At 68.2% G+C, this 18899-nt stretch carries 23 protein-coding genes and 1 pseudogene; 4 read left to right on the forward strand and 20 right to left on the reverse strand.

Translation table 11 applies throughout. The annotated features are described in order from the left end of the window. From Q8L83_RS09155 to rimP, 4 genes are all read right to left on the reverse strand, one after another. The coding region (locus Q8L83_RS09155; RefSeq protein ID WP_305286216.1) for an IF-2-associated domain-containing protein at positions 1–447 on the reverse strand (447 nt) is incomplete at its 3' end. Between the two features lie 74 nt (positions 448–521). After that, complete coding sequence (locus Q8L83_RS09160) at positions 522–1181, reverse strand: RNA-binding protein (RefSeq protein ID WP_305286298.1); 660 nt, start codon at positions 1179–1181, stop codon at positions 522–524. Positions 1182–1208: 27 nt separating this feature from the next. Next, on the reverse strand, positions 1209–2936 hold the full coding sequence (gene nusA / locus Q8L83_RS09165) for a transcription termination factor NusA (RefSeq protein WP_305286218.1): 1728 nt from the start codon (positions 2934–2936) through the stop codon (positions 1209–1211). 4 nt (positions 2937–2940) lie between these two features. Beyond that, entirely contained in the window at positions 2941–3489 is a 549-nt protein-coding gene (gene rimP / locus Q8L83_RS09170; RefSeq protein WP_305286219.1) for a ribosome maturation factor RimP, read from the reverse strand. A gap of 307 nt (positions 3490–3796) precedes the next feature. On the opposite strand from rimP, the gene ppa reads away from it, so the two are divergent. After that, on the forward strand, positions 3797–4333 hold the full coding sequence (ppa, locus tag Q8L83_RS09175; RefSeq protein WP_305286221.1) for an inorganic diphosphatase: 537 nt from the start codon (positions 3797–3799) through the stop codon (positions 4331–4333). Positions 4334–4413: 80 nt separating this feature from the next. Here ppa and trmB read toward each other — a convergent pair whose 3' ends face one another. The 11 genes from trmB to tsaB all read right to left on the reverse strand — a co-directional run bounded on the left by trmB (position 4414) and on the right by tsaB (position 13949). Beyond that, the gene (gene trmB / locus Q8L83_RS09180) at positions 4414–5091 is read right to left on the reverse strand and encodes a tRNA (guanosine(46)-N7)-methyltransferase TrmB (RefSeq protein WP_305286223.1); all 678 of its coding nucleotides are present in this window, start codon (positions 5089–5091) and stop codon (positions 4414–4416) included. Positions 5092–5152: 61 nt separating this feature from the next. Next, complete coding sequence (gene metK / locus Q8L83_RS09185) at positions 5153–6373, reverse strand: methionine adenosyltransferase (RefSeq protein ID WP_305286226.1); 1221 nt, start codon at positions 6371–6373, stop codon at positions 5153–5155. 100 nt (positions 6374–6473) lie between these two features. Beyond that, the gene (locus Q8L83_RS09190) at positions 6474–6926 is read right to left on the reverse strand and encodes a helix-turn-helix domain-containing protein (protein WP_305286228.1); all 453 of its coding nucleotides are present in this window, start codon (positions 6924–6926) and stop codon (positions 6474–6476) included. A 61-nt stretch (positions 6927–6987) separates the two neighbouring features. Beyond that, positions 6988–8598 carry an apolipoprotein N-acyltransferase gene (lnt, locus tag Q8L83_RS09195; protein WP_305286230.1) on the reverse strand — a complete coding sequence of 537 codons (1611 nt, stop codon included), beginning with the start codon at positions 8596–8598 and terminating at the stop codon, positions 6988–6990. After that, positions 8595–9503 carry a hemolysin family protein gene (locus Q8L83_RS09200; protein WP_370868376.1) on the reverse strand — a complete coding sequence of 303 codons (909 nt, stop codon included), beginning with the start codon at positions 9501–9503 and terminating at the stop codon, positions 8595–8597. Before Q8L83_RS09200 ends, lnt begins: the two co-directional genes overlap by 4 nt. Then, entirely contained in the window at positions 9496–9987 is a 492-nt protein-coding gene (gene ybeY / locus Q8L83_RS09205; protein WP_305286233.1) for an rRNA maturation RNase YbeY, read from the reverse strand. The genes Q8L83_RS09200 and ybeY overlap by 8 nt, the downstream gene beginning before the upstream one ends. Further along, the gene (locus tag Q8L83_RS09210) at positions 9984–10937 is read right to left on the reverse strand and encodes a PhoH family protein (protein ID WP_305286235.1); all 954 of its coding nucleotides are present in this window, start codon (positions 10935–10937) and stop codon (positions 9984–9986) included. Before Q8L83_RS09210 ends, ybeY begins: the two co-directional genes overlap by 4 nt. Further along, the gene (gene miaB, locus Q8L83_RS09215; RefSeq protein ID WP_305286237.1) at positions 10934–12307 is read right to left on the reverse strand and encodes a tRNA (N6-isopentenyl adenosine(37)-C2)-methylthiotransferase MiaB; all 1374 of its coding nucleotides are present in this window, start codon (positions 12305–12307) and stop codon (positions 10934–10936) included. Before miaB ends, Q8L83_RS09210 begins: the two co-directional genes overlap by 4 nt. 86 nt (positions 12308–12393) lie before the next feature. Further along, a complete protein-coding gene (locus Q8L83_RS09220) occupies positions 12394–12801 on the reverse strand; it encodes a Fur family transcriptional regulator (protein ID WP_304712673.1) in 408 nt (135 codons plus the stop codon). Between the two features lie 36 nt (positions 12802–12837). Continuing rightward, entirely contained in the window at positions 12838–13296 is a 459-nt protein-coding gene (locus tag Q8L83_RS09225; protein ID WP_305286241.1) for a GNAT family N-acetyltransferase, read from the reverse strand. Beyond that, positions 13293–13949, reverse strand: a complete 657-nt coding sequence (tsaB, locus tag Q8L83_RS09230; RefSeq protein ID WP_305286300.1) for a tRNA (adenosine(37)-N6)-threonylcarbamoyltransferase complex dimerization subunit type 1 TsaB — start codon at positions 13947–13949, stop codon at positions 13293–13295. The genes Q8L83_RS09225 and tsaB overlap by 4 nt, the downstream gene beginning before the upstream one ends. Positions 13950–14066: 117 nt before the next feature. On the opposite strand from tsaB, the gene Q8L83_RS09235 reads away from it, so the two are divergent. Beyond that, positions 14067–14276 carry a hypothetical protein gene (locus Q8L83_RS09235; RefSeq protein WP_305286243.1) on the forward strand — a complete coding sequence of 70 codons (210 nt, stop codon included), beginning with the start codon at positions 14067–14069 and terminating at the stop codon, positions 14274–14276. Positions 14277–14404: 128 nt separating this feature from the next. After that, positions 14405–14464 (forward strand): annotated as a pseudogene (locus Q8L83_RS18635) (integrase core domain-containing protein); the annotation flags it as partial. A 114-nt stretch (positions 14465–14578) separates the two neighbouring features. On the opposite strand, the gene Q8L83_RS09240 reads toward Q8L83_RS18635, so the two are convergent. Genes Q8L83_RS09240 through Q8L83_RS09250 form a run of 3 tightly spaced genes read right to left on the reverse strand, consistent with a single transcriptional unit; the run spans position 14579 to position 16790 of the window. Further along, on the reverse strand, positions 14579–15151 hold the full coding sequence (locus Q8L83_RS09240; protein WP_305286245.1) for an RES family NAD+ phosphorylase: 573 nt from the start codon (positions 15149–15151) through the stop codon (positions 14579–14581). Positions 15152–15154: 3 nt separating this feature from the next. Then, positions 15155–15493, reverse strand: a complete 339-nt coding sequence (locus Q8L83_RS09245; RefSeq protein WP_305286247.1) for an antitoxin Xre/MbcA/ParS toxin-binding domain-containing protein — start codon at positions 15491–15493, stop codon at positions 15155–15157. Between the two features lie 4 nt (positions 15494–15497). Further along, positions 15498–16790 carry a hypothetical protein gene (locus tag Q8L83_RS09250; RefSeq protein WP_305286249.1) on the reverse strand — a complete coding sequence of 431 codons (1293 nt, stop codon included), beginning with the start codon at positions 16788–16790 and terminating at the stop codon, positions 15498–15500. 317 nt (positions 16791–17107) lie between these two features. Between Q8L83_RS09250 and Q8L83_RS09255 the strand changes: the two genes are divergently transcribed. Next, on the forward strand, positions 17108–17581 hold the full coding sequence (locus Q8L83_RS09255) for a GatB/YqeY domain-containing protein (protein WP_305286251.1): 474 nt from the start codon (positions 17108–17110) through the stop codon (positions 17579–17581). A 50-nt stretch (positions 17582–17631) separates the two neighbouring features. On the opposite strand, the gene Q8L83_RS09260 is transcribed toward Q8L83_RS09255, so the two are convergent. Continuing rightward, complete coding sequence (locus tag Q8L83_RS09260) at positions 17632–18201, reverse strand: NifU family protein (RefSeq protein WP_304712666.1); 570 nt, start codon at positions 18199–18201, stop codon at positions 17632–17634. 209 nt (positions 18202–18410) lie between these two features. Then, the gene (locus Q8L83_RS09265; protein ID WP_304711501.1) at positions 18411–18884 is read right to left on the reverse strand and encodes a universal stress protein; all 474 of its coding nucleotides are present in this window, start codon (positions 18882–18884) and stop codon (positions 18411–18413) included. Positions 18885–18899 lie beyond the last annotated feature (15 nt).

Here is an 18899-nt window from a genome sequence, read left to right on the forward strand (position 1 = left end):
GGACTTCGCAGCAGCAGCAGCGGCGGCGGCCGCAGCAGCAGCGGCGCGGGCCGCGGCGTCAGCTTCGGCGCGAGCACGTTCTTCACGCGCTTGCTGCTCAGCGGCCTGACGGGCCTGATGCTCACGCGCCAGTTCGATGGCGCGTTGGCGGGCCCGCTGCTCTTCAGCCGACAGGTTCGAGTTGTCGCCCGAGGGACCCTGCGAGGAGCGTGGCGCGGAGGACGGAGGCGTGAAGGCGCGCTTCTCGGCCGACGAAGGCGCGGCGAGATTGCCCGACGGCGCGTTGTGCGTCCGCTGGCGTTTGGTCTCCACGACCACGGTCTTGGAGCGGCCGTGGCTGAAGCTTTGCTTCACCGTGCCCGCGCTGACCGATCCAGCCCCACGGGGCTTGAGGGTCAGGGGAGCTCGCCCGCCAGGGGCCCGGCCGTTGTCGTTCTCGTCGCTCATGCGCTCGCTTTACTTACAGGTCGGGACGGTCCCGACCACGGACATTTCAATAGCTCTAGGCACGCGAAACCGACTTAGGTTCCACTCGCCTCAGAAGGCTTTTCCTCGCGCCAACTCTCGGGAAGGAGCGGGCGGAAGCCAGTCAATCTGCGGACATCTACAGTCCAACGATCGGCGCCACGCCCCGCAAGGAAGGCGGTGTGTATCACATTCTCTGCCCCCAAGGCCAAACCCAATTCCTCGGCGGCGAAGAGTCCGAAGATTTGCGGGGGTTTCGGTGACCTGCGGGCCACATTTAAAATCTTCCGGCGGCCATCAGCGGCGCCGTCGGCGGCTTCGATGACCCAGGCGGCCTTGCCGGCGTTCACGGCCGAGGCGACCTTCTCGAACCCCGAGATAAGGTCGCCGGCGCGTTTCGCAAGGCCCAGCCCGTCCATTAGCCGCCGGAGCATCAGCTCCTCGACCTGGTCGGCCAGCCCCACGGGCGGCGTCAGCTTGGCCTTGGCGGCCCGCGAAAACAGGCCCTTCTTGGCGGCGGTCTCCACCGACACGCGGTCGGCGGCGACCCACAGCCCCCGGCCCGGCAACTTGCGCGCCAGGTCCGGAACCACGGTTTGATCGGGACCGACGACGAAACGGATGAGGCGATCCTCGTCCATCACTTCGCCGGAGACGATGTCCCGCCGCTCCCGCGCGGCCGCCGCGAGGGTCTTTGGAGCCCGCGTGGCGGTCACGGTCGGGGCGGGATTGGTCACCGTGGACTAGGCCTCCGGGCCTTCTTCGGCGGCCGGAGCTTCAGCCGCGGGCTCTTCAGCCTCAGCCGCTTCGACCGGCGCCTGTTCAGGCGCATGCCCGAACACCGCGTCGACTTCCGAATACTCGACCTCGGCTTCAGGAACCGGCTCAGGCGCTTCGACCCAGCCCATGGCGACGCGTGCGCGCATGATCAGGGCTTCGGCGTCCGCCGCGTCCATGTTGAAGCTTTCCAGGATGCCCGGCTCGCGCACGCGCTCACCGTCCTTGGTTTCGAACCAGCCGCGCAGGTCGTCGGGGATCAGCCCGGCGAGATCCTCGACGCTCTTCACGTCGCCTTCGCCCAGGGCCACGGCCATCGGCAGGGTGACGCCCTGGATCTCAAGCAACCCGTCCTCGACGCCCAGCGCCAGGCGCTTGGTGTCGTATTCGGTGGCGATCTTTTCCAGGAAGTCCCGGGCGCGAGCCTGGATTTCCTCGGCGGTGTCTTCGTCGAAGCCTTCGATGGCCGCGACTTCGGCGTTGTCGACATAGGCCACGTCTTCGACGGTGGCGAAGCCTTCGGTCACCAGCAGCTGAGCGATCACCTCATCGACGTCCAGGGCCTCCTGGAACAGAGCCGTGCGCTCGGCGAACTCACGCTGACGGCGCTCGCTCTCCTGGCTCTCGGTCATGATGTCGATCTGCCAGCCGGTCAGCTGGCTGGCGAGGCGGACGTTCTGACCGCGGCGGCCGATGGCGAGCGACAGTTGCTCGTCCGGCACGACCACTTCGACGCGCTCGTCCTCTTCGTCCATCACCACCTTGGAGACTTCGGCGGGGGCCAGACCGTTCACGATGAAGGTCGCCTCGTCCGGGCTCCACTGGATGATGTCGATCTTTTCGCCCTGCAGCTCGGCCACCACCGCCTGCACGCGCGAACCGCGCATACCGACGCAGGCGCCGACCGGGTCAATCGAGCTGTCGTTCGAGACGACGGCCATCTTGGCGCGCGAACCCGGATCACGGGCCACGGCGCGGATTTCGATCACGCCGTCGTAAACTTCCGGCACTTCCTGCGCGAACAGCTTGGCCATGAAGCCGCCGTGAGCGCGCGAGAGCAGGATCTGCGGACCCTTGGTCTCGCGGCGGACGTCGTAGATGTAGCAGCGGATGCGGTCGCCGATATTGAAGTTCTCGCGGGGGATCGACTGGTCCCGGCGCATGATGCCTTCGCCCCGACCCAGATCGACGACGACATTGCCGTACTCGACCCGCTTGACCGAGCCGCTGATGATCTCGCCGACCCGATCCTTGAATTCCTCGTGCTGGCGTTCGCGTTCGGCCTCGCGGACCTTGCCGGTCACCACCTGGCGGGCCATCTGGGTCTGCACCCGGCCGAATTCGAAGGGCGGCAGGATTTCTTCGTAGACCTGGCCGATCTGCGCCTTCGGGTCGTCGCGACGGGCCTCGGACAGGCGCATGATCCCCGGAGGGGCCTCTTCGCCGGCCTCCTCGTCCCAGGCGGCGTCGTCGGACACCACGGTGACAACGCGCTTGATCACGGTCTCACCGGTCTTGGGGTCGATGTTCACCCGGATGTCGTGCTCGGCCCCGTAGCGGGAGCGCGCGCCCTTCTGGATCGCCTCTTCGATCGCCTCGATGACGATCTCCTTGTCGATCGATTTCTCGCGGGCCACCGCCTCGGCGATCTGCAGAAGCTCCAGCCGGTTGGCGGAGATGCCGGTCAGGCTCATGGGTCTAATCCTCTTGGTGGGATACGGCGCCGTCGGAGGCGATGCGCTCGGCGCGCTGCTCGGCTCCGCGTTTCATCAGTTCATCGGTCAGGACCAGCTTGGCCTCGACGATCCAGTCAAAGGGCACGAGCACGGTCTCGTCCTCGCCCTCCAGGTCCAGGCAGACCTGGCCCTCTTCGGTTCCGGCCAGGGCGCCGCGGAAGCGCTTGCGGCCCTCGGCCATGCGGTCCAGCTCGAGCTTCGCCTCATAGCCTTCGTAGGTGTCGAAATCCTTCAGCCGGGTCAGCGGCCGGTCGATCCCCGGCGAGGAGACCTCCAGCACATATTCCCCGGCGATCGGGTCGGCGGCGTCCATGATCTCGGCCACGGCCCGGGACAGGGCGGCGCAGTCATCGACGTTCATCTCGCCGTCCGGAGTCTCGGCCATGATCTGCAGCCGGCGCTGCTGCTCGCCGCCCATCAGGCGCAGGCGCACGATCTCATAGCCCGCCGCCTCGGCCACGGGGTCGAGCAGCTCCAGAAGTCTCAGGTCCTCTGCGGTCTTGCCGCGCATAGCTCCAGCCGTCCTCAGGCAAAGAAAAAAGCGGCTGGGCCGGAGCCCGCCGCTCGAAAGCGCTATCCAGCGCTATCGGACGATGTTGCTGCAAATATAGGCCCTTGCAACGGGCTTGTCACCCTTCCCGTGACCGGCCGCGTCGACGGCTTCGGCCTGGGCCGCAAGGCCGGCGCCGGGCCGCCCCGGCGACCTCGCCTCGGAGATCATCGGTGTCTGGGCGCCAAACCCCGTTTCCCCAGGCGGGTTTTCGCCCTATGGGAGGGCCATCTCCTCCCCGAGACAGATCACAAGAGTCATTTCGAACATGGACCTTTCCAAGATCGCCATCGGCGTGAACCCGCCCTACGACGTCAACGCCATCATCGAGATCCCGCAGGGCGGCGAGCCGGTGAAGTACGAACTCGACAAGGAGTCCGGCGCGCTGCTGGTGGACCGTTTCCTGCACACGGCCATGTTCTACCCGGGCAATTACGGCTTCATTCCCCACACCCTGTCGGAAGACGGCGACCCGATGGACGTGATGGTGGTCGGCCCGACCCCTGTGGTTCCCGGCGCGATCATCCGCTGCCGTCCGGTGGGCACCCTGATGATGACCGATGAGGCCGGCGCCGACGAAAAGGTCCTGGCTGTTCCGGTCGACCAGCTGCACCCCTTCTATACGGGCGTCGAATCCTGGCGCGGCCTGCCCGCCATCCTCACCGAGCAGATCGCCCACTTCTTCAAGCACTACAAGGACCTGGAGAAGGGCAAGAGCGTCGACATCGTCCGTTGGGCCGATCCCGACGAGACCGCCGCCCTGATCCGCGCCGGCATCGAGCGGGCTCAGAACGCCAAGAAGTAACCGGCCAAGGCCGGTCGTGTTTCGGGGGCGGTCGGCGTGCTGACCGCCCCTTTTTCGTGGGCGGCCCTCAGAGCCTGGCGTCAGACCCGCACGAAATCCAGGAACACCGGCGCGCAGTCCCCCAGACGCTTTTCCTCATAGCGGGTGGTGATGTGGTCGGCCGGCGGCTGGCGCCAGTCCTGCGCCGTCTCGGCCTCCCAGACGAAGGCCGGCGAGGCCAGGAACCGCTCCAGGGTCCAGTCGGCATAGTCGGCCCAGTCGGTGGCGAAGCGCAGCCGGGCGCCCGGCGCCATCAGCCGGGCGAGCTCGGCGATCAGCTCGGCCTGCACCAGCCGGCGCTTGTTGTGCCGGGCCTTGGGCCAGGGGTCGGGAAACAGGATGAACACCCGGTCCAGGCCGCCGTCCGGCAACCGCGCCATCAGCTCGCGCACATCCCCATCGTGCAGGCGCACATTGCCCAGGCCCTGTTCGTCGATATGGCGCAGCGCGCTGGCGACGCCGTTCTGGAACGGCTCGGCGCCCAGGATCAGGGTATCGGGCGCGCGGGCCGCCTGGGCGGCCATGTGCTCTCCGCCGCCGAACCCGATCTCCAGCCAGACGGCCTTGGCCTGGGGCTGAAGGGCGCGGGGATCGAAATCCTCGAGCGGGCAGCGGATCTCCAGCAGCAGGCTGTCCATCAGGGCGGCCTGCCGCGGCTTGATCGGCCGCGACTTGATGCGCCCGAAGGAGCGCATCGGGGGATGGGGATCAGACGTCATGGGCGAAAGCCTTAGACCGGCGCGCGGCTCCTGTCGTGGAGCGGCGCGCCGGCGGCGTTGTTCAGGCCAGGCTCTTCAGCTGGTCGACCAGATCGGTCTTTTCCCAGGAGAAGCCGCCCTCATTGTCCGGCTCGCGGCCAAAGTGGCCGTAGGCGGCCGTGCGGGCGTAGATCGGGCGGTTCAGGCCCAGATGCTCGCGGATCGCCCGCGGGGTGGCGCCGCCGATCAGCTCGGGCAGGACCAGCTCCAGCTTGGTGGGGTCCACATGACCTTCGCCATGCAGGTCCACATAGAAGGACAGGGGCTCGGCCACGCCGATGGCGTAGCTGATCTGGATGGTGCAGCGGCGCGACAGGCCCGCAGCGACCACGTTCTTGGCCAGGTAGCGGCAGGCATAGGCCGCCGAGCGGTCCACCTTGGTGGGGTCTTTGCCGGAAAAGGCGCCGCCGCCGTGCGGGGCCGCGCCGCCATAGGTGTCGACGATGATCTTGCGGCCGGTCAGGCCGGCGTCGCCGTCCGGGCCGCCGATCTCGAACTTGCCGGTGGGATTGACCAGCCACTGGGTCTTGCGGGTGATCAGGCCCTCGGGGATCACGCCTTCCACATAGGGCTTGATCATCTCCTGCACGCGCTTGGGCGTAGCGGTGTGCAGGCCGATCCGCTTCTTGTGCTGGGTGGAGACGACGATCTTCAGCACCTCGACGGGCTTGCCGTCCTCATAGCGCAGGGTGACCTGGCTCTTGGCGTCGGGCTCCAGGGCCTCGCATTCGCCGGAGTGGCGCACCTCGGCCAGGCGCTTGAGGATGTTGTGCGAATATTGCAGGGCCGCGGGCATCAGCTCGGCGGTCTCGTCGCAGGCATAGCCGAACATGATGCCCTGGTCGCCGGCGCCTTCGTCCTTCTTGTCGCTGGCGTCGACGCCCTGGGCGATGTGTTCGGACTGGGCGTGCAGATAGCAGGCGAACTTGGCCTTATCCCAGTGGAAGCCCTTCTGGGCGTAGCCGATATCCTTCACCGCCTGGCGAACCTTGGGCTCCAGGCTATGAATGATTTCCTTGGTCAGCGCCTTGTTCTCGGACTTGGAGGCGCCGGGACGCCCGGCGCGGACTTCGCCGGCCAGCACGATGCGATTGGTGGTCACCAGGGTCTCGCAGGCGACGCGGGCCTGGGGCTCGGCGGCGATGAAGGCGTCCACCACCGTGTCGGAAATCCGGTCGGCGACCTTGTCGGGATGGCCTTCGGAGACGCTTTCGCTGGTGAAGATATAGGAGGAACGGCTCAAAATCGGGGCTCCGGTCAGGCGAAGGCGGCCGCGCACGCGGCGGGCCGGCAACTTGCCGGGCACCCTATAAAGAAATCCTTATATCCCGCAAGCTGTGCGGTCAGACTTCTTCGCCGCCCTCGGTCTCGTCCAGATCGGCCTCGGCCTCTTCGGCCATGGTCCGCACCAGGTCCAGCAGCCTGCGCCGCACCCTGGCCCGGCGGATCCGCGGGAACAGGGTGGCGAGCTCCATGCCTTCCGGGGTCAGCAGGAAATCATGCACCGTGTCGCGGCCGTCGTCGGGGCCATTGGCGCCGTGCTGGGCGGGATCGCCAAGGCCCTCGTAGAAAAAGGCGATGGAGGTCCGAAGGGCCCGGGCCACCTCCCAGAGCTTGGAGGCGCTGACCCGATTGGCCGCCCGCTCGTACTTCTGGACCTGCTGAAAGGTGAGGCCGATGGAGTCGGCCAGCTTTTCCTGGCTGACGCCAAGCTCTTTCCGGCGCAGGCGGATGCGCAGGCCCACATGCCGATCGACCGGATTGGGGGATCGGTCGAGATCGAGGTCCTTGGTCATGGCGCTCCCTTTACCGAACTGCACATCACTCGCAAAAGGGCAAAACGCCCGCAAGCCACCTTCATCGCCGACGGAGCAAAGGTGCGACGCCCATAGCTCCTGAAACGAGCAGCATCAGGGCGAAGGGCAGGTTTCCAAACCTCGAGAAGGGCGTCGGCGCGTCCGGCGGCGGCAGGGCGGAGTCGATCACCCCCTGACGGCCCTGGCTCATCCAGGCGCCGGTCTGCAGTCGCCCGCGGGCGTCGATGACGCCGGAGACGCCGGTGGGGGTGGACCGCACCAGGGGCAGACCCTCCTCGATGGCGCGGTAGCTGGCCAGGTTCAGGTGTTGCCACGGCCCCGAGGTCGCGCCGAACCAGGCGTCGTTGGAGACATTCAAGATCCACTCGGCGCGGACGCCGCCCCTTGCGGCGGCCTGGCCGGTGAACCGGGGGAACAGGGCCTCATAGCAGATCAGCGGCTGCACCGGCGGCAGCCCCGGAAGGGTCAGGGGCTGGGGCGGCGGGCCCGCGGTGAAGTCTTCGGGCATGTTCACCAGGCTGCGCAGGCCAAGGCGGGTCATCGCATTCCCAAGGGGCAGATATTCCCCGAAGGGCACCAGGCGATGCTTGTCATAGAGCCCCAGAACCTCAAGTCCGCCCGCCTCGGCGCGTCGGAAGGCGACCAGGGTGTTGAAGTAGTCGAGCTCTGCTTCGCGCCCCAGGCCCACCCGATTTGCGCCCAGCATGAGCACCTGACCCGGGGGAAGGGCGGCCGACAGGCGGGCGGCGTAGGGCCGGCCGGGCGCCAGGAGATCGTCGATAACCGCCGGCAGGGCGCCCTCGGGCCAGATCACCACGTCGGGGGTCACGGCGGCCGGCCTTGTCGACAGGCGCAGATAGTCGTCGAAGATGAGGTCGAGATTTTCCGGCCGCCATTTGTCCTTCTGGTCCACATCGGCCTGGACGATCCGCACGACGGCGGCGGTGTCCTGCGGCGTCGGGGCGGCCGCCAGGCGCCAGAGGCCGCCGGCATAGAGCAGGACCACGACGGCGAGCGCCGCGCCGCCGACGATCCGGCGGCTGCGGGCCTCGAGCCCGGGCAGGACGGCGGGGCTGGCGGCCAGGGCCAGGGTCAGCCAAGTCAGCCCATAGGCCCCGACCAGGGCCGCGGCCTGGGAGGGGGCGCCGCCGGCCCGCCAGGCCTCCCCCACCAGATTCCACGGAAAGCCGGTGAGGATGTTGCCGCGGAGCCATTCCACCAGCGCCAGGGCGCCGGCGAAGACCAGCACGCGGCCAGGTCCCGTCGGCGCGATCAGCCGATACAGCCACAGGCCAGCCCCCCAGAAGAGGGCCAGGCCGCCGGCCAGCAGGATCAGCGCGAAGGGCGCCATCCAGCCATGCGCCGCGGCGTCCACCAGAAAGGCCTCGGTGACCCACCAGACGCTGAGGGCGAAATAGCCCAGACCCGCCAGCCAGCCGCGGAAAAAGGCCGAGGCCAGGGGGCGGCGGGGACCTGCGCCATCTCCCAGCCGCAACAGCAGGGCCAGGCCCAGCAGGCCCGGCAGAACGCCGAACGGCGGATGGGCCAGGGCGACGGCGAGGCCCGCGAAGAGCGCCAGCAAGCCTCGGCTCCAGGCGCGCGCCTCCAGGGCCAGCAAAAGGCCGCCCAGCCGATTCAGGAGGCCGCTCAAGCCTCGCCCATCGCCGGGCTCGCCGCAGATCCAGCCCCGGCCGGGGCGGCGGCAGAGATGGGCCGCAGACGAACCCGCTTCACCCGGCGCGGATCGGCGTCCATCACCTGCAGTTCGAAGCCGGCGGGGTGCTCGATCAGCTCGCCCCGCTGGGGCACGCGGCCGGCCAGGGCCGTGACCAGGCCGCCCACGGTGTCGATCTCTTCTTCCAGATCCGGCGGCGCCAGGGCCTGGGCGACGGCGGCCTCCAGCTCTTCCAGGGGCGCGCGGGCGTCGGCCTCGAACACGCCGCCGGGCCGGGCGATGATCGACTTGGCCTGGGCCACGTCGTGCTCGTCGTCGATCTCGCCGACCACGGCCTCGATCAGGTCCTCGAGCGTCACCAGGCCATCGGTGCCGCCGAACTCGTCGATAACCAGGGCCATGTGGGTGCGGGCGGCCTGCATCTGCAGCAGCAGGTCGGCGGCGCGCATGGAGGCCGGCACATAGAGGGCGTCCCGGCGAACCCGGTGGAGAAAGGCCTCATCGGCCTTGGGGCCGGACCCATTGGCCGAGAGCAGCCGGAAGACGTCCTTGACGTGAACCACGCCCACAGGGTCGTCCAGGGTCTCGCGATAGATCGGCATTCGGGAATGTTCGGCGTCGATGAAGCGCTCGACCACCTCGCCGAAGGGGGTGGTGAGCTCGACGGCGATGATGTCGGCCCGTGGCGTCATCACGTCGTCCACCCGCAGGGACTGGAAGGCTACGGCCTGCCGCACCATGCGGTTTTCCGGCTCGGCCGGCGCGTCCTCGGTTTCCGGGGTCGCGCCATTGCGGCCGAAACGTTTCAGGATCGCCCGAAACCCGCCGCCCTGTCGGGGTGGGGCGGGCTCGGGCAAACTTCGATCTTCCGAACTAGTCATGGTCTCCCTGTTCGGCCGCATAGGGATCTGCAACGCCCAGGCCAGCGAGTATTCGCCGCTCCAGGCCCTCCATATCGGCGGCCTCGTCCTCGTTCATATGGTCATAGCCTACAAGATGCAGAACCCCGTGCGCCACAAGGTGCTGCAGGTGATCGGCCAGAGACTTGTTCTGTTGGTCGGCTTCCCGGGCGCAGACGCCGAAGGCCAGGGCCAGATCGCCTAGAAATCCCTCAGGATTCTGCGCCGCCGGAAAGGACAGCACATTGGTCGGCCCGGCCTTGCGCCGATACTCGGCGTTGAGGTCGGCCACCGCCTCGTCGTCGGTGAGCAGGATCGCCACCAGGCCAGACGCCGACTCCGTCTCCGCCGCAGCCGGCCGCCTGCCGGCCCCCTCCAGGGCGGCGAGCGCGGCGGCCCGCACCAGGACAGGGGCGTCCGGCAGGGCGTCGGCCCAGGCCTCGTCCTCGATCTCGATATCGATCAATCGGGTCGTCCGTTCATCGCCGCATCGGCCTCATAGGCGCGCACGATGCGCTCCACCAGCGGGTGGCGGACCACGTCCTCGGCGGCGAAGCGGGCCACGCCCACGCCTTCGACCCCGTCCAGCAGGCCGACCGCGTGGGCGAGGCCGGAATCCCGCGCGTTGACCAGGTCCACCTGGCTGGGATCGCCGGTCACCGCCATGCGGGCGCCCTCGCCGAGGCGGGTGAGGACCATCTTCATCTGCAGCCGGGTGGCGTTCTGGGCCTCATCGACGATGACGAAGGCCTGCGACAGGGTGCGGCCGCGCATAAAGGCGATGGGGGCCAGCTCGATCTCGCCCTTTTCGCGGCGCCGGCGGAACTGATCGACGCCCATGATGTCGGTCAGGGCCTCCCAGACCGGGGCCATATAGGGATCGACCTTTTCCGACAGGTCCCCGGGCAGGAAGCCCAGGCGCTCGCCCGCCTCGACGGCCGGGCGGCTGACGATCAGCCGGTCCACCTCGCCGCGCAGCAGCAGGCCCGCCCCATGGGCGACCGCCAGGAAGGTCTTGCCGGTGCCGGCGGGGCCCAGGCCGAAGACCAGGGGATGATCGGTGAGCGCCTTGAGATAACGAGCTTGGGCAGGCGTCTTGGGCGCCACCTGGCCGCGACGGCCCACGGGCAGGCCGCCAGGGGCTGCGCCCGAGCCGATCCGAGCCTGGCCGATGGCGACGCGGACGTCGGCCTCATTGACCTCCAGCCCCTGGTCGGCGCGGCTGGCCAGAGACTGGATGGCCCGCTTGGCCATGCCGCGGGACTTGGCGTCGCCGCTCAGCTGCACGCCGCCGCCCGGCGTCTCCACCAGGACCCCGAAGGCGTCCTCGAGCAGAGCGGCGTGGCGGCTGTTGGTTCCGCTGACGGCGCGGGCGGCCGCGTCGGTCAGGACGATGAATTCCGGGGCGCGGCTCAAAGGGACTCCAGGGCGGGCGCAGTTTGCGGCTTCAGAGCCAGAACGCCTGAAAGGCTGTTCTTGCTCGCCCCGTCGATCCGCACCGGCGCGATCTGGCCGATCAGGGACGGGTCGGCCTGGGCGTGGACGCCCTGCAGATAGGGGCTGCGGCCGACCAGCTGGCCGGGGTGGCGGCCGACGCGCTCGAACAGGACCGGCAGGGTCTTGCCCACCTGGGCGGCGTTGAACGCCACCTGCTGCTCGTCCAGCACCGCCTGCAGGCGGGCCAGGCGCTCGGCCTTGACCTCTTCGGCCACCTGGCCCGGCAGGGCCGCGGCCGGCGTGCCCGGACGGCGGGAATATTTGAACGAGAACGCGCTGGCGTGGCTCATCTGCCGCACCAGGGAAAGGGTCGCCTCGAAATCGGCGTCCCGCTCGCCGGGGAAGCCGACGATGTAGTCGCTGGAAATCGCGATGTCGGGCCGCGCAGCGCGGATCTTGTCGATCAGCGCGAGATAGGCCTCCACCGTATGGCCGCGGTTCATGGCCTTCAGGATGCGGTCCGAGCCCGACTGCACCGGCAGGTGCAGGAACGGCATGAAGGCGTCCAGCTCGCCGTGGGCGGCGATCAGCTCGTCGTCCATGTCCCGGGGATGGCTGGTGGTGTAGCGGATGCGGTCCAGGCCCGGAATGGCGGCCAGCGCCCGGGCCAGCGCCGCCAGGCCGCCGCCGGCGTCCGGATCGCGATAGGCGTTGACGTTCTGGCCCAGCAGGGTGACTTCGCGCACCCCCTGGTCGGCCAGGCTGCGGGCCTCTGCCAGGATGGCCGCGGCGGGCCGCGACCATTCGGCCCCGCGGGTATAGGGCACCACGCAGAAGGTGCAGAACTTGTCGCAGCCCTCCTGCACGGTGAGGAAGGCGGTGACGCCGCCGGCGTTGCGCGCTGTCGGCAGGGCGTCGAACTTGTCCTCGGCGGCGAAGTCGGCGGCCAGGCGCTCGCCGCGGGCCCGGTGGGTGCGGGCGATCAGCTCGGGCAGCTGGTGATAGGCCTGCGGCCCGACCACCAGGTCCACGGCCGGCTGGCGGCGCATGATCTCTTCGCCCTCGGCCTGGGCGACGCAGCCGGCCACGGCGATGGTCATGCCGGCGCCGGCCTCCTGGCGCGCCAGCTTCATCAGCCGGATCTGGCCCAGCTCGGAATAGACCTTCTCGGTGGCCTTCTCGCGGATGTGGCAGGTGTTCAGCACCACCAGATCGGCGTCTTCCGGCGTATCGGTCATGCCATAGCCCAGCGGCGCCAGCACATCGGCCATGCGCTCGCTGTCATAGACATTCATCTGACAGCCGTAGGTCTTGATGAAGAGGCGCTTGGGCGGCGCGGGGGGGGTCATTCAGGCCTTATGGGGTCGCGGGGCGAGGGGTTCAAGCGGTTCGCGCTATGGACGAAGCTGTGCGGCCGCCCCCGATTTCGGCCGCCTCAGTCTTCCAGGGGCACGCCATAGAGCTCCAGCCGGTGGTCCACCAGCCGGTAGCCGAGCTTGCGGGCGATCGCCACCTGCAGGGCCTCGATCTCGGGATCGACGAATTCCACCACCTTGCCGGTCTTCATGTCGATCAGGTGATCGTGGTGGTCGTCGGTGGCCTCCTCATAGCGCGAGCGGCCGTCGCGGAAGTCCAGCCGGGCGATGATGCCGGCCTCTTCGAACAACCGCACCGTGCGATAGACCGTGGCGATGGAGATGTGCGGATCGACCTGGTGGGCGCGGCGATAGAGCTCTTCCACATCGGGGTGGTCGTCGGCGGCCGACAGCACACGGGCGATCACCCGGCGCTGCTCGGTCATACGCATCCCTTTTTCAATGCAGAGATTTTCGATCCGATCCACGCCGGTCCTCCTCGTCGCTGAACCTGAAGAATAGGTCTAAGGCCGCTCGCTGTTAAGATCGAGCCTCATCAACAAGGCGTCGATCTGTCGACCCCCACGGTCATAGTAGTTCCGCCGCAGCCCGACCTGGACGAAGCCGCTGGCGCCATAGAGGGCGATGGCGCCGGGATTGTCCTCCCCCACCTCCAGCACCAGGCTCGAGGCGCCGCCCTGGCGGGCGAGACCGGCGGCGGCGGCCACCAGGGCCGAGCCGACACCGCGACGCCGGGCCAGCGGGGCCACCGCCAGGGTCAGGATCTCGGCCTCCTCAAACAGGATGCGCGACATGACCATGCCCAGGGGCGCGGCGTCGCTCGCCATCACCGCATAGGCGCCGGCCCCGCCGATCAGGGCGGCGATCTCCGAGGCGCTCCAGGGCTTGTCGAAGGCGGCGGCGTGCAGGGCCGCCAGGGTCTCGGCCGCCTCGGGGCCGGCGGGGCTAAGGGTGAGGCTCATGCCATGTCCGGCCCGGGCGCGCCGCCCGGCAGCCGCGCGTCGGGCGCCCGCAGATAGAGGGGCCGCGGCGCGGCGGGGCTGGCCTGGGCCGCCGCCAGCCGCGCGACCGCGGTGGGATCGCAGGCCGGCGCATCGACGATGCGTGCGCCGGGCATCAGATCGGCCAGCAGGGCGGCGCCGCTGCCGACCAGAACCGCCTCGCGGCCGCCGGAGAGCTCGGCCACCCGCGCCGCCGCCGTCGGGACCTCGAGGGCGTCAGGCGCCATCAGGGGCCGGCCTTCGGAAAAGGCCTGCAGATAGACCTGGCCCCGGCGCGCATCGATCACGGAAAAGACCAGGCCCCGACCCAGGGGCTCGGCCAGGGCCGCCAGGGTTCCGACGCCGACCACCGGGATGGACAGCGCCGCGCCCAGCCCCTTGGCGAAGGCCAGCCCCACCCGCAGACCGGTGAAGGAGCCGGGGCCGATGGTCACGCCGATGCGCTCGATTTCGGAAAAGGCCAGGCCCGCCTGCCCCATCACGGCCTGCGCCAGGGGCGCGATCGCCTCCTGATGGCCCCGGCCCATGGGGTGGCTCGCCTGGGCGCGCACCGCGGCGCCGTCGAGAACGGCCACCGAGCAGGCGTCCAGGCAGGTGTCAAGGGCGAGCACGATCATGAGCGGGCGCTATCAGGCCCGCGCGGGAATGGAAAGCGCAAGCCGGGTTCGGACTGGCGCGGGGAACGGGGCTTGCGCAAACCTGTTGGCTAATCCCCAGGCCCGGAGACCCGCATGGATATGCTCGACCCCAACACCGCCGCCGCCAGCTTCCGCGTCGGCGACGCCCGGTTCGTCGCCAAGGTGAAGGTCACACCGGCCGGCCTGCTGACCATCGGCGCCCTGGTCTCAGGGATATTGCTCTCGACCTCGGTCCTAGTCTGGACCGCCACCAGCGTGGCGCGTCGACGGCCCTTGACCTCGGCGATCCTGACCAAGCGCTAGGAAGCCCCCGCCTAGAGCGCGTCCCGACAGGTGGGCGTCGTCGCAACGCCAAGTCGCCAATGACGGGTTGGGCTCGAAGCCGCCCCTGAGAAAGTCCGCTTCCGATCGCTGCCCCATGCCCGCACGGGCTGGAGACCTGGGGGCGTGACTACAACGAAGAGCGACCGCACTCGAAGCTCGGCTGGCTGACGCCCAGGGACTACGCCAGAGCCATATCCGGAGACGCCGGCCGAGCAAGGCTCAGATCAACCCAGGACTCTCGTTATCGCTGGTTGAGAAACGGGGTCACGTCACCCATCGCATCAGTCGGCCTCCAGGGCGCTCTTGCGAACTTCGAGCCGACGCGCCCGCCAGTCGGCCCAGTCTACAGGCGCACTTTCGACCACCTGCAGCTCGTCTGGCCCATAGCTTTCCGAAAAAAGGATCAAGTTTTGACACGGCCATCGCGCGCTGGGCGCCAGGATGCCGTCAAAGCCCAGGAAGGCGGCGGCGTCTCCGATCTCCTGGCAGCGGCCGTAGTCGAGTGTGCCGTAGGTCTCAGGCGTGACGCCAAGCGCTTCGACCGCTTGAAGGTCGGCCAGTTTCAGCGTGCGCTGGGTGCGGACCGCGATCCGGTGCAGTACCGAGCGAATCTTGGATGGAAACACGGGTTGGCGACTGAGGTGGAAATGGATTTCCTCCAACGCCCCTTCTGGCGCAAGGGCGGTGTAGAGGACATCGAAGGACCCCGGATCCCATCGCGCGGCGGCGGGATATCCTTGAAGGACGTCGCGCTCTTCACGCACGATGCGCCATACATCGCCGTCGAAACTTACGCCCGCATGGGCATCAAGCGCGTCGAGTAGCTGAAGATCGCGGGCCCGTCGCTCAGTCACGCCTCAGACATACGCCCCAGCGTCGAGGCGCTCGATCACAGCGAGCACCTCTTCGGTGCGATCGGTGTTGATAAGGTCGATCGCCCGCTCTCCATTGAGCAGGGGATGGCGCGAGTGAAGCCAAAGCCTGGTCTCGTCGGCGGTGTAAAAGTCGCTGAGGCGATCAACGACATAGCGCAGATCGGCGATGACGGTCTGTGTGCGGAGGTTAGGCGACCCATTGCCGTGCGACCAGCGCGAGACAGTGGCGGTCGAGACATCGACGATGTTCGCGATGTCTTTACCCTGCAGCCCTCCGACGGAGCGAAGGCCCTCTAGAATTCTGGCGACGGCCGTACTCATGACGTCACCTCTTACGCATTGTTGCGCCCAAGGGTAGCCCCTTACGGCGCGCTGGCGCACGAGAATGGGCGGCGTCCGGCATGGCCGCATGCAGCGCCTCCAGCACGGCGTGCTTCTTTTCCAGGTGCTCGCTGATCTTCTGGAGCGACTTGGCCAGGGCCTCGTCCGCCACCTTGAGCTTCGCGGCCTGGCGTGCCGACTTCTCGACGGGGGCCAGCTGCTTTTCAAGGAAGTGTTGAGCCCTGCGCGATTCGGGCACGCGTGAGAGCTCTTCGACCTGACGATGACGTTGGCGCAGATAGTGTGCTTTCGGATCCTTCAAGGTGTCGTCGAGCCCTCGAGGGCAGCAGGATGGGTCGCCGCAGCTAAAATGACGACGCGCGCCGGGGGCGGCCATCAGAGCGGCCATCTGCTTCATGCTCAGCAGCCGATCAAGACCCGACACGAGCACCCGCTTCTCTCGGCCGCCGCCCCCACTCTGCGGCGGCTTATGCCAGTCGGAAGCGTTGAACCGCTCCTTCTCCGCCACCCCGTGGCATACTCCTCCGGCTGCGCCGAACGCAGCAATCGCCATCGCGGTGAGGCCTCCCACGCCATCAGCGATAATCGGGCGATCCAGGCGATGGAAATCCATCACAGCGGCGATGTAGCGGCGCAGACCCGAGGGCGTGGCGTCGGCTCCGAACCCTGAAACGCGGCACCACAGGTTGTCGAAGGGCGTGTCGGCCAGGCCGGCGATGAACGCCCGCCGCTGCACGGGATCGCGCAGAGAGGCATTCTTGATCATCAGGGGAAAATCCAAGCCGATGTGCTTGCCCCCCTCAGCGTCCAGCGCCTTGCGCAGCGCAACGGCCGACTGGAGGTCCAAGCGGAAGAGGGGATCGGTGGAGTCCTCGATGACATGGGCCGGAGCTTGGACGGCGTGGAAACCTTCGCGCACGGCAAAGCGGGCGATGTGCCCGATCACGTCGCGTTGCGCGCTCGGACGAAGATCGTCGTGCGTGAGAACCGCGTCCGGATTGGCCCAAGGCGTAGCCTTGGCTGCTCCGGAGAAACGACCGACGGATGACAATTCCGCGACATTGGTGTCGAGGATCAGCTCTCCGCCAGCTTCACCGATTGCGCTGATGAGGTCGCGCTGTCGCGTCGCTGCCGACGCCTCCACCACAACGCGGTCGACCATCATTTTCCCGGAGCTCAGCAGCGTCTCTAGCTGACGATGACCGGACGTGCCGATCCGCAGGAAGTGCCCGATCGGGCTTGGCTGGCCGTGCAGATAGACGACGTTCTTGCTCATGGGGCGATCTCCTAACAAAGAAGGTACCCCTTGATTGCACAAAGCGCAACCTGTGAAACCGAAATGAAATCGGATGCTTTGGGCTCCTACCACTGCTGGCCGATTAGACGGGGGCAGCCATTGGGTTGGCATGGAAGGTGAAGGTCCGCTCTGCGGCCCGAACCCAATGTCGTGTGCTGGCGCACGGCTGACGGAATGCGGCCGTGGATATTGCTAGCGCCTGCTATGCTGCCCCCTCCGGCGCGACCGCGCGCGAACGGCGGTCTGGCTCCCCCACTCCGGAACGGCCCAATAGATTGAATTGAAAGGACGGCGACATGGCTCTGCTCGACGAGCTCAAAGCTGACCAACTCGCGGCGCGTAAGTCGAACGACCGTCTGAAGGCTGACCTGCTCACCACGCTGATCGGCGAAGCCACGCAGATCACGACCGAAGAGTTCAAGCGCGGCGTGACGGAAATCACAGATGAGAAGGTCGCCGCAACCGTCGCGAAGTTCCTGAAGAATACGAAATTGACCCTAGACAACCTCGCGAGCGAGCGCGCCCGCCTGATCGAGGCCGGCAGCGATGCGTCCAAGGTCGACCAGCGCGCCAGGGCCGCTGAAACCGAACTGGCGATCCTGTCCTCATATGGTCCGAAGCAGATGACGGACTCGGAACTGCGTCAGGCCATCGACGATTTCCGAGCCACAAACCCCGACGCCAACGTCGGGACCATCATGGCCCACCTGAAGACGAACTTCGGCGGCCAGTATGACGGCAAGGCGGCCAGCGCCTTGGCCAGGGGCTAAATGAAGGGCGCCCCCGCCGTCAGGCGCTGAGCCCTCCCGTCGTCCGCGCCCTACAGGGTCTGCTCGACCCGGGTGACTTCGGGGACGTAGTGCTTGAGCATGTTTTCGACGCCGGACTTCAGGGTGGCGGTCGAGGAAGGGCAGCCGGCGCAGGCGCCCTTCATGTGCAGCCAGACCACGCCGGTGTCGGCCTCGAAGCGGGAGAAGACGATGTCCCCGCCGTCCTGGGCCACGGCCGGGCGGATGCGGCTGTCCAGCAGCTCCTTGATCTCGGTGACGATCTGGGCGACCTCGCCCTCATAGACGGGCTCGACCTCGTCCAGCGCCGCGGCCTCGCCGGTGAACAGCGGCCTGCCGGAGGTGAAGTGGTCCATGATGGCCGCCAGGATCGGCGCCTTCAGGTGCGGCCAGGCCGAATGGACGTCCTTGCCGACGGTGACGAAGTCCGGGCCGAAGAAAACCCGCTCCACCCCTTCGATATCGAAGAGATCGGCCGCCAAGGGCGAGGCCTGGGCCGCCTCCATGGTGCGGAAGTCGTGGCTCCCCTCGCCGGCCACGTCGCGGCCGGGCAGGAACTTCAGGACCTCGGGGTTCGGGGTGGTTTCGGTCTGGATGAACATGGATCAGATGTGGCCTCTGCGGCCGCGGGGCGCAAGACCCCTGGTGTTGGTGGGGCATGGCGGCGGGGGCCCTGCGACCGTCCTCGTCCTTCGAGGCCCTGCTGACGCAGGGCGCCTCAGGATGAGGTCGGAATGAGAGGGCGCCGCCTGCACCCACGCCCCTCATCCTGAGGGGCGAGCGGAAGCGAGCCTCGAAGGACGCGACGCCCTCAGGCCAGGTCGGCGATCTCTGCGTCGGTCAGCTCGCCCGGCACCACGGTGACCGGCAGGTTGCGGCCGCCCCAGCGAATGCCCTCCTTGGCGATGGAGGAGACCAGGGGGCCTGGCCCGCGGCCGTGCGGCGCCGCGCCCAGGACCAGGATCTTAATGTCGGGGTCGTCGGCGATGACGCTGCGCAGGGCCTGGCGGGCGCTCTCGGCGTTGACGATGATGAACTCCGGCGCCGCGCCGGTCTCGGCGATGACGAACTCGGCCATCTTCTGCAGGAAGGCCTCGGCCTCGGCTCTCGCCTGGCGCTCGATCTCCTCGCGCACGCCCGACCAGTGCTCGAACACGGCCGGCTCGATCACCCGCAGCATGGCCAGGTGGCCGCCGGTGGACCGGGCGCGGCGGCAGGCGAACCGCAGGGCGGTCTGGAACTCGGGCGTGTCGTCGGCGATGACGAGGAACTTGCGCTGACTCATGGGGCGACGTTGGCC

It is taken from the genome of Phenylobacterium sp. (assembly GCF_030680185.1).
Classification (GTDB): domain Bacteria; phylum Pseudomonadota; class Alphaproteobacteria; order Caulobacterales; family Caulobacteraceae; genus Phenylobacterium.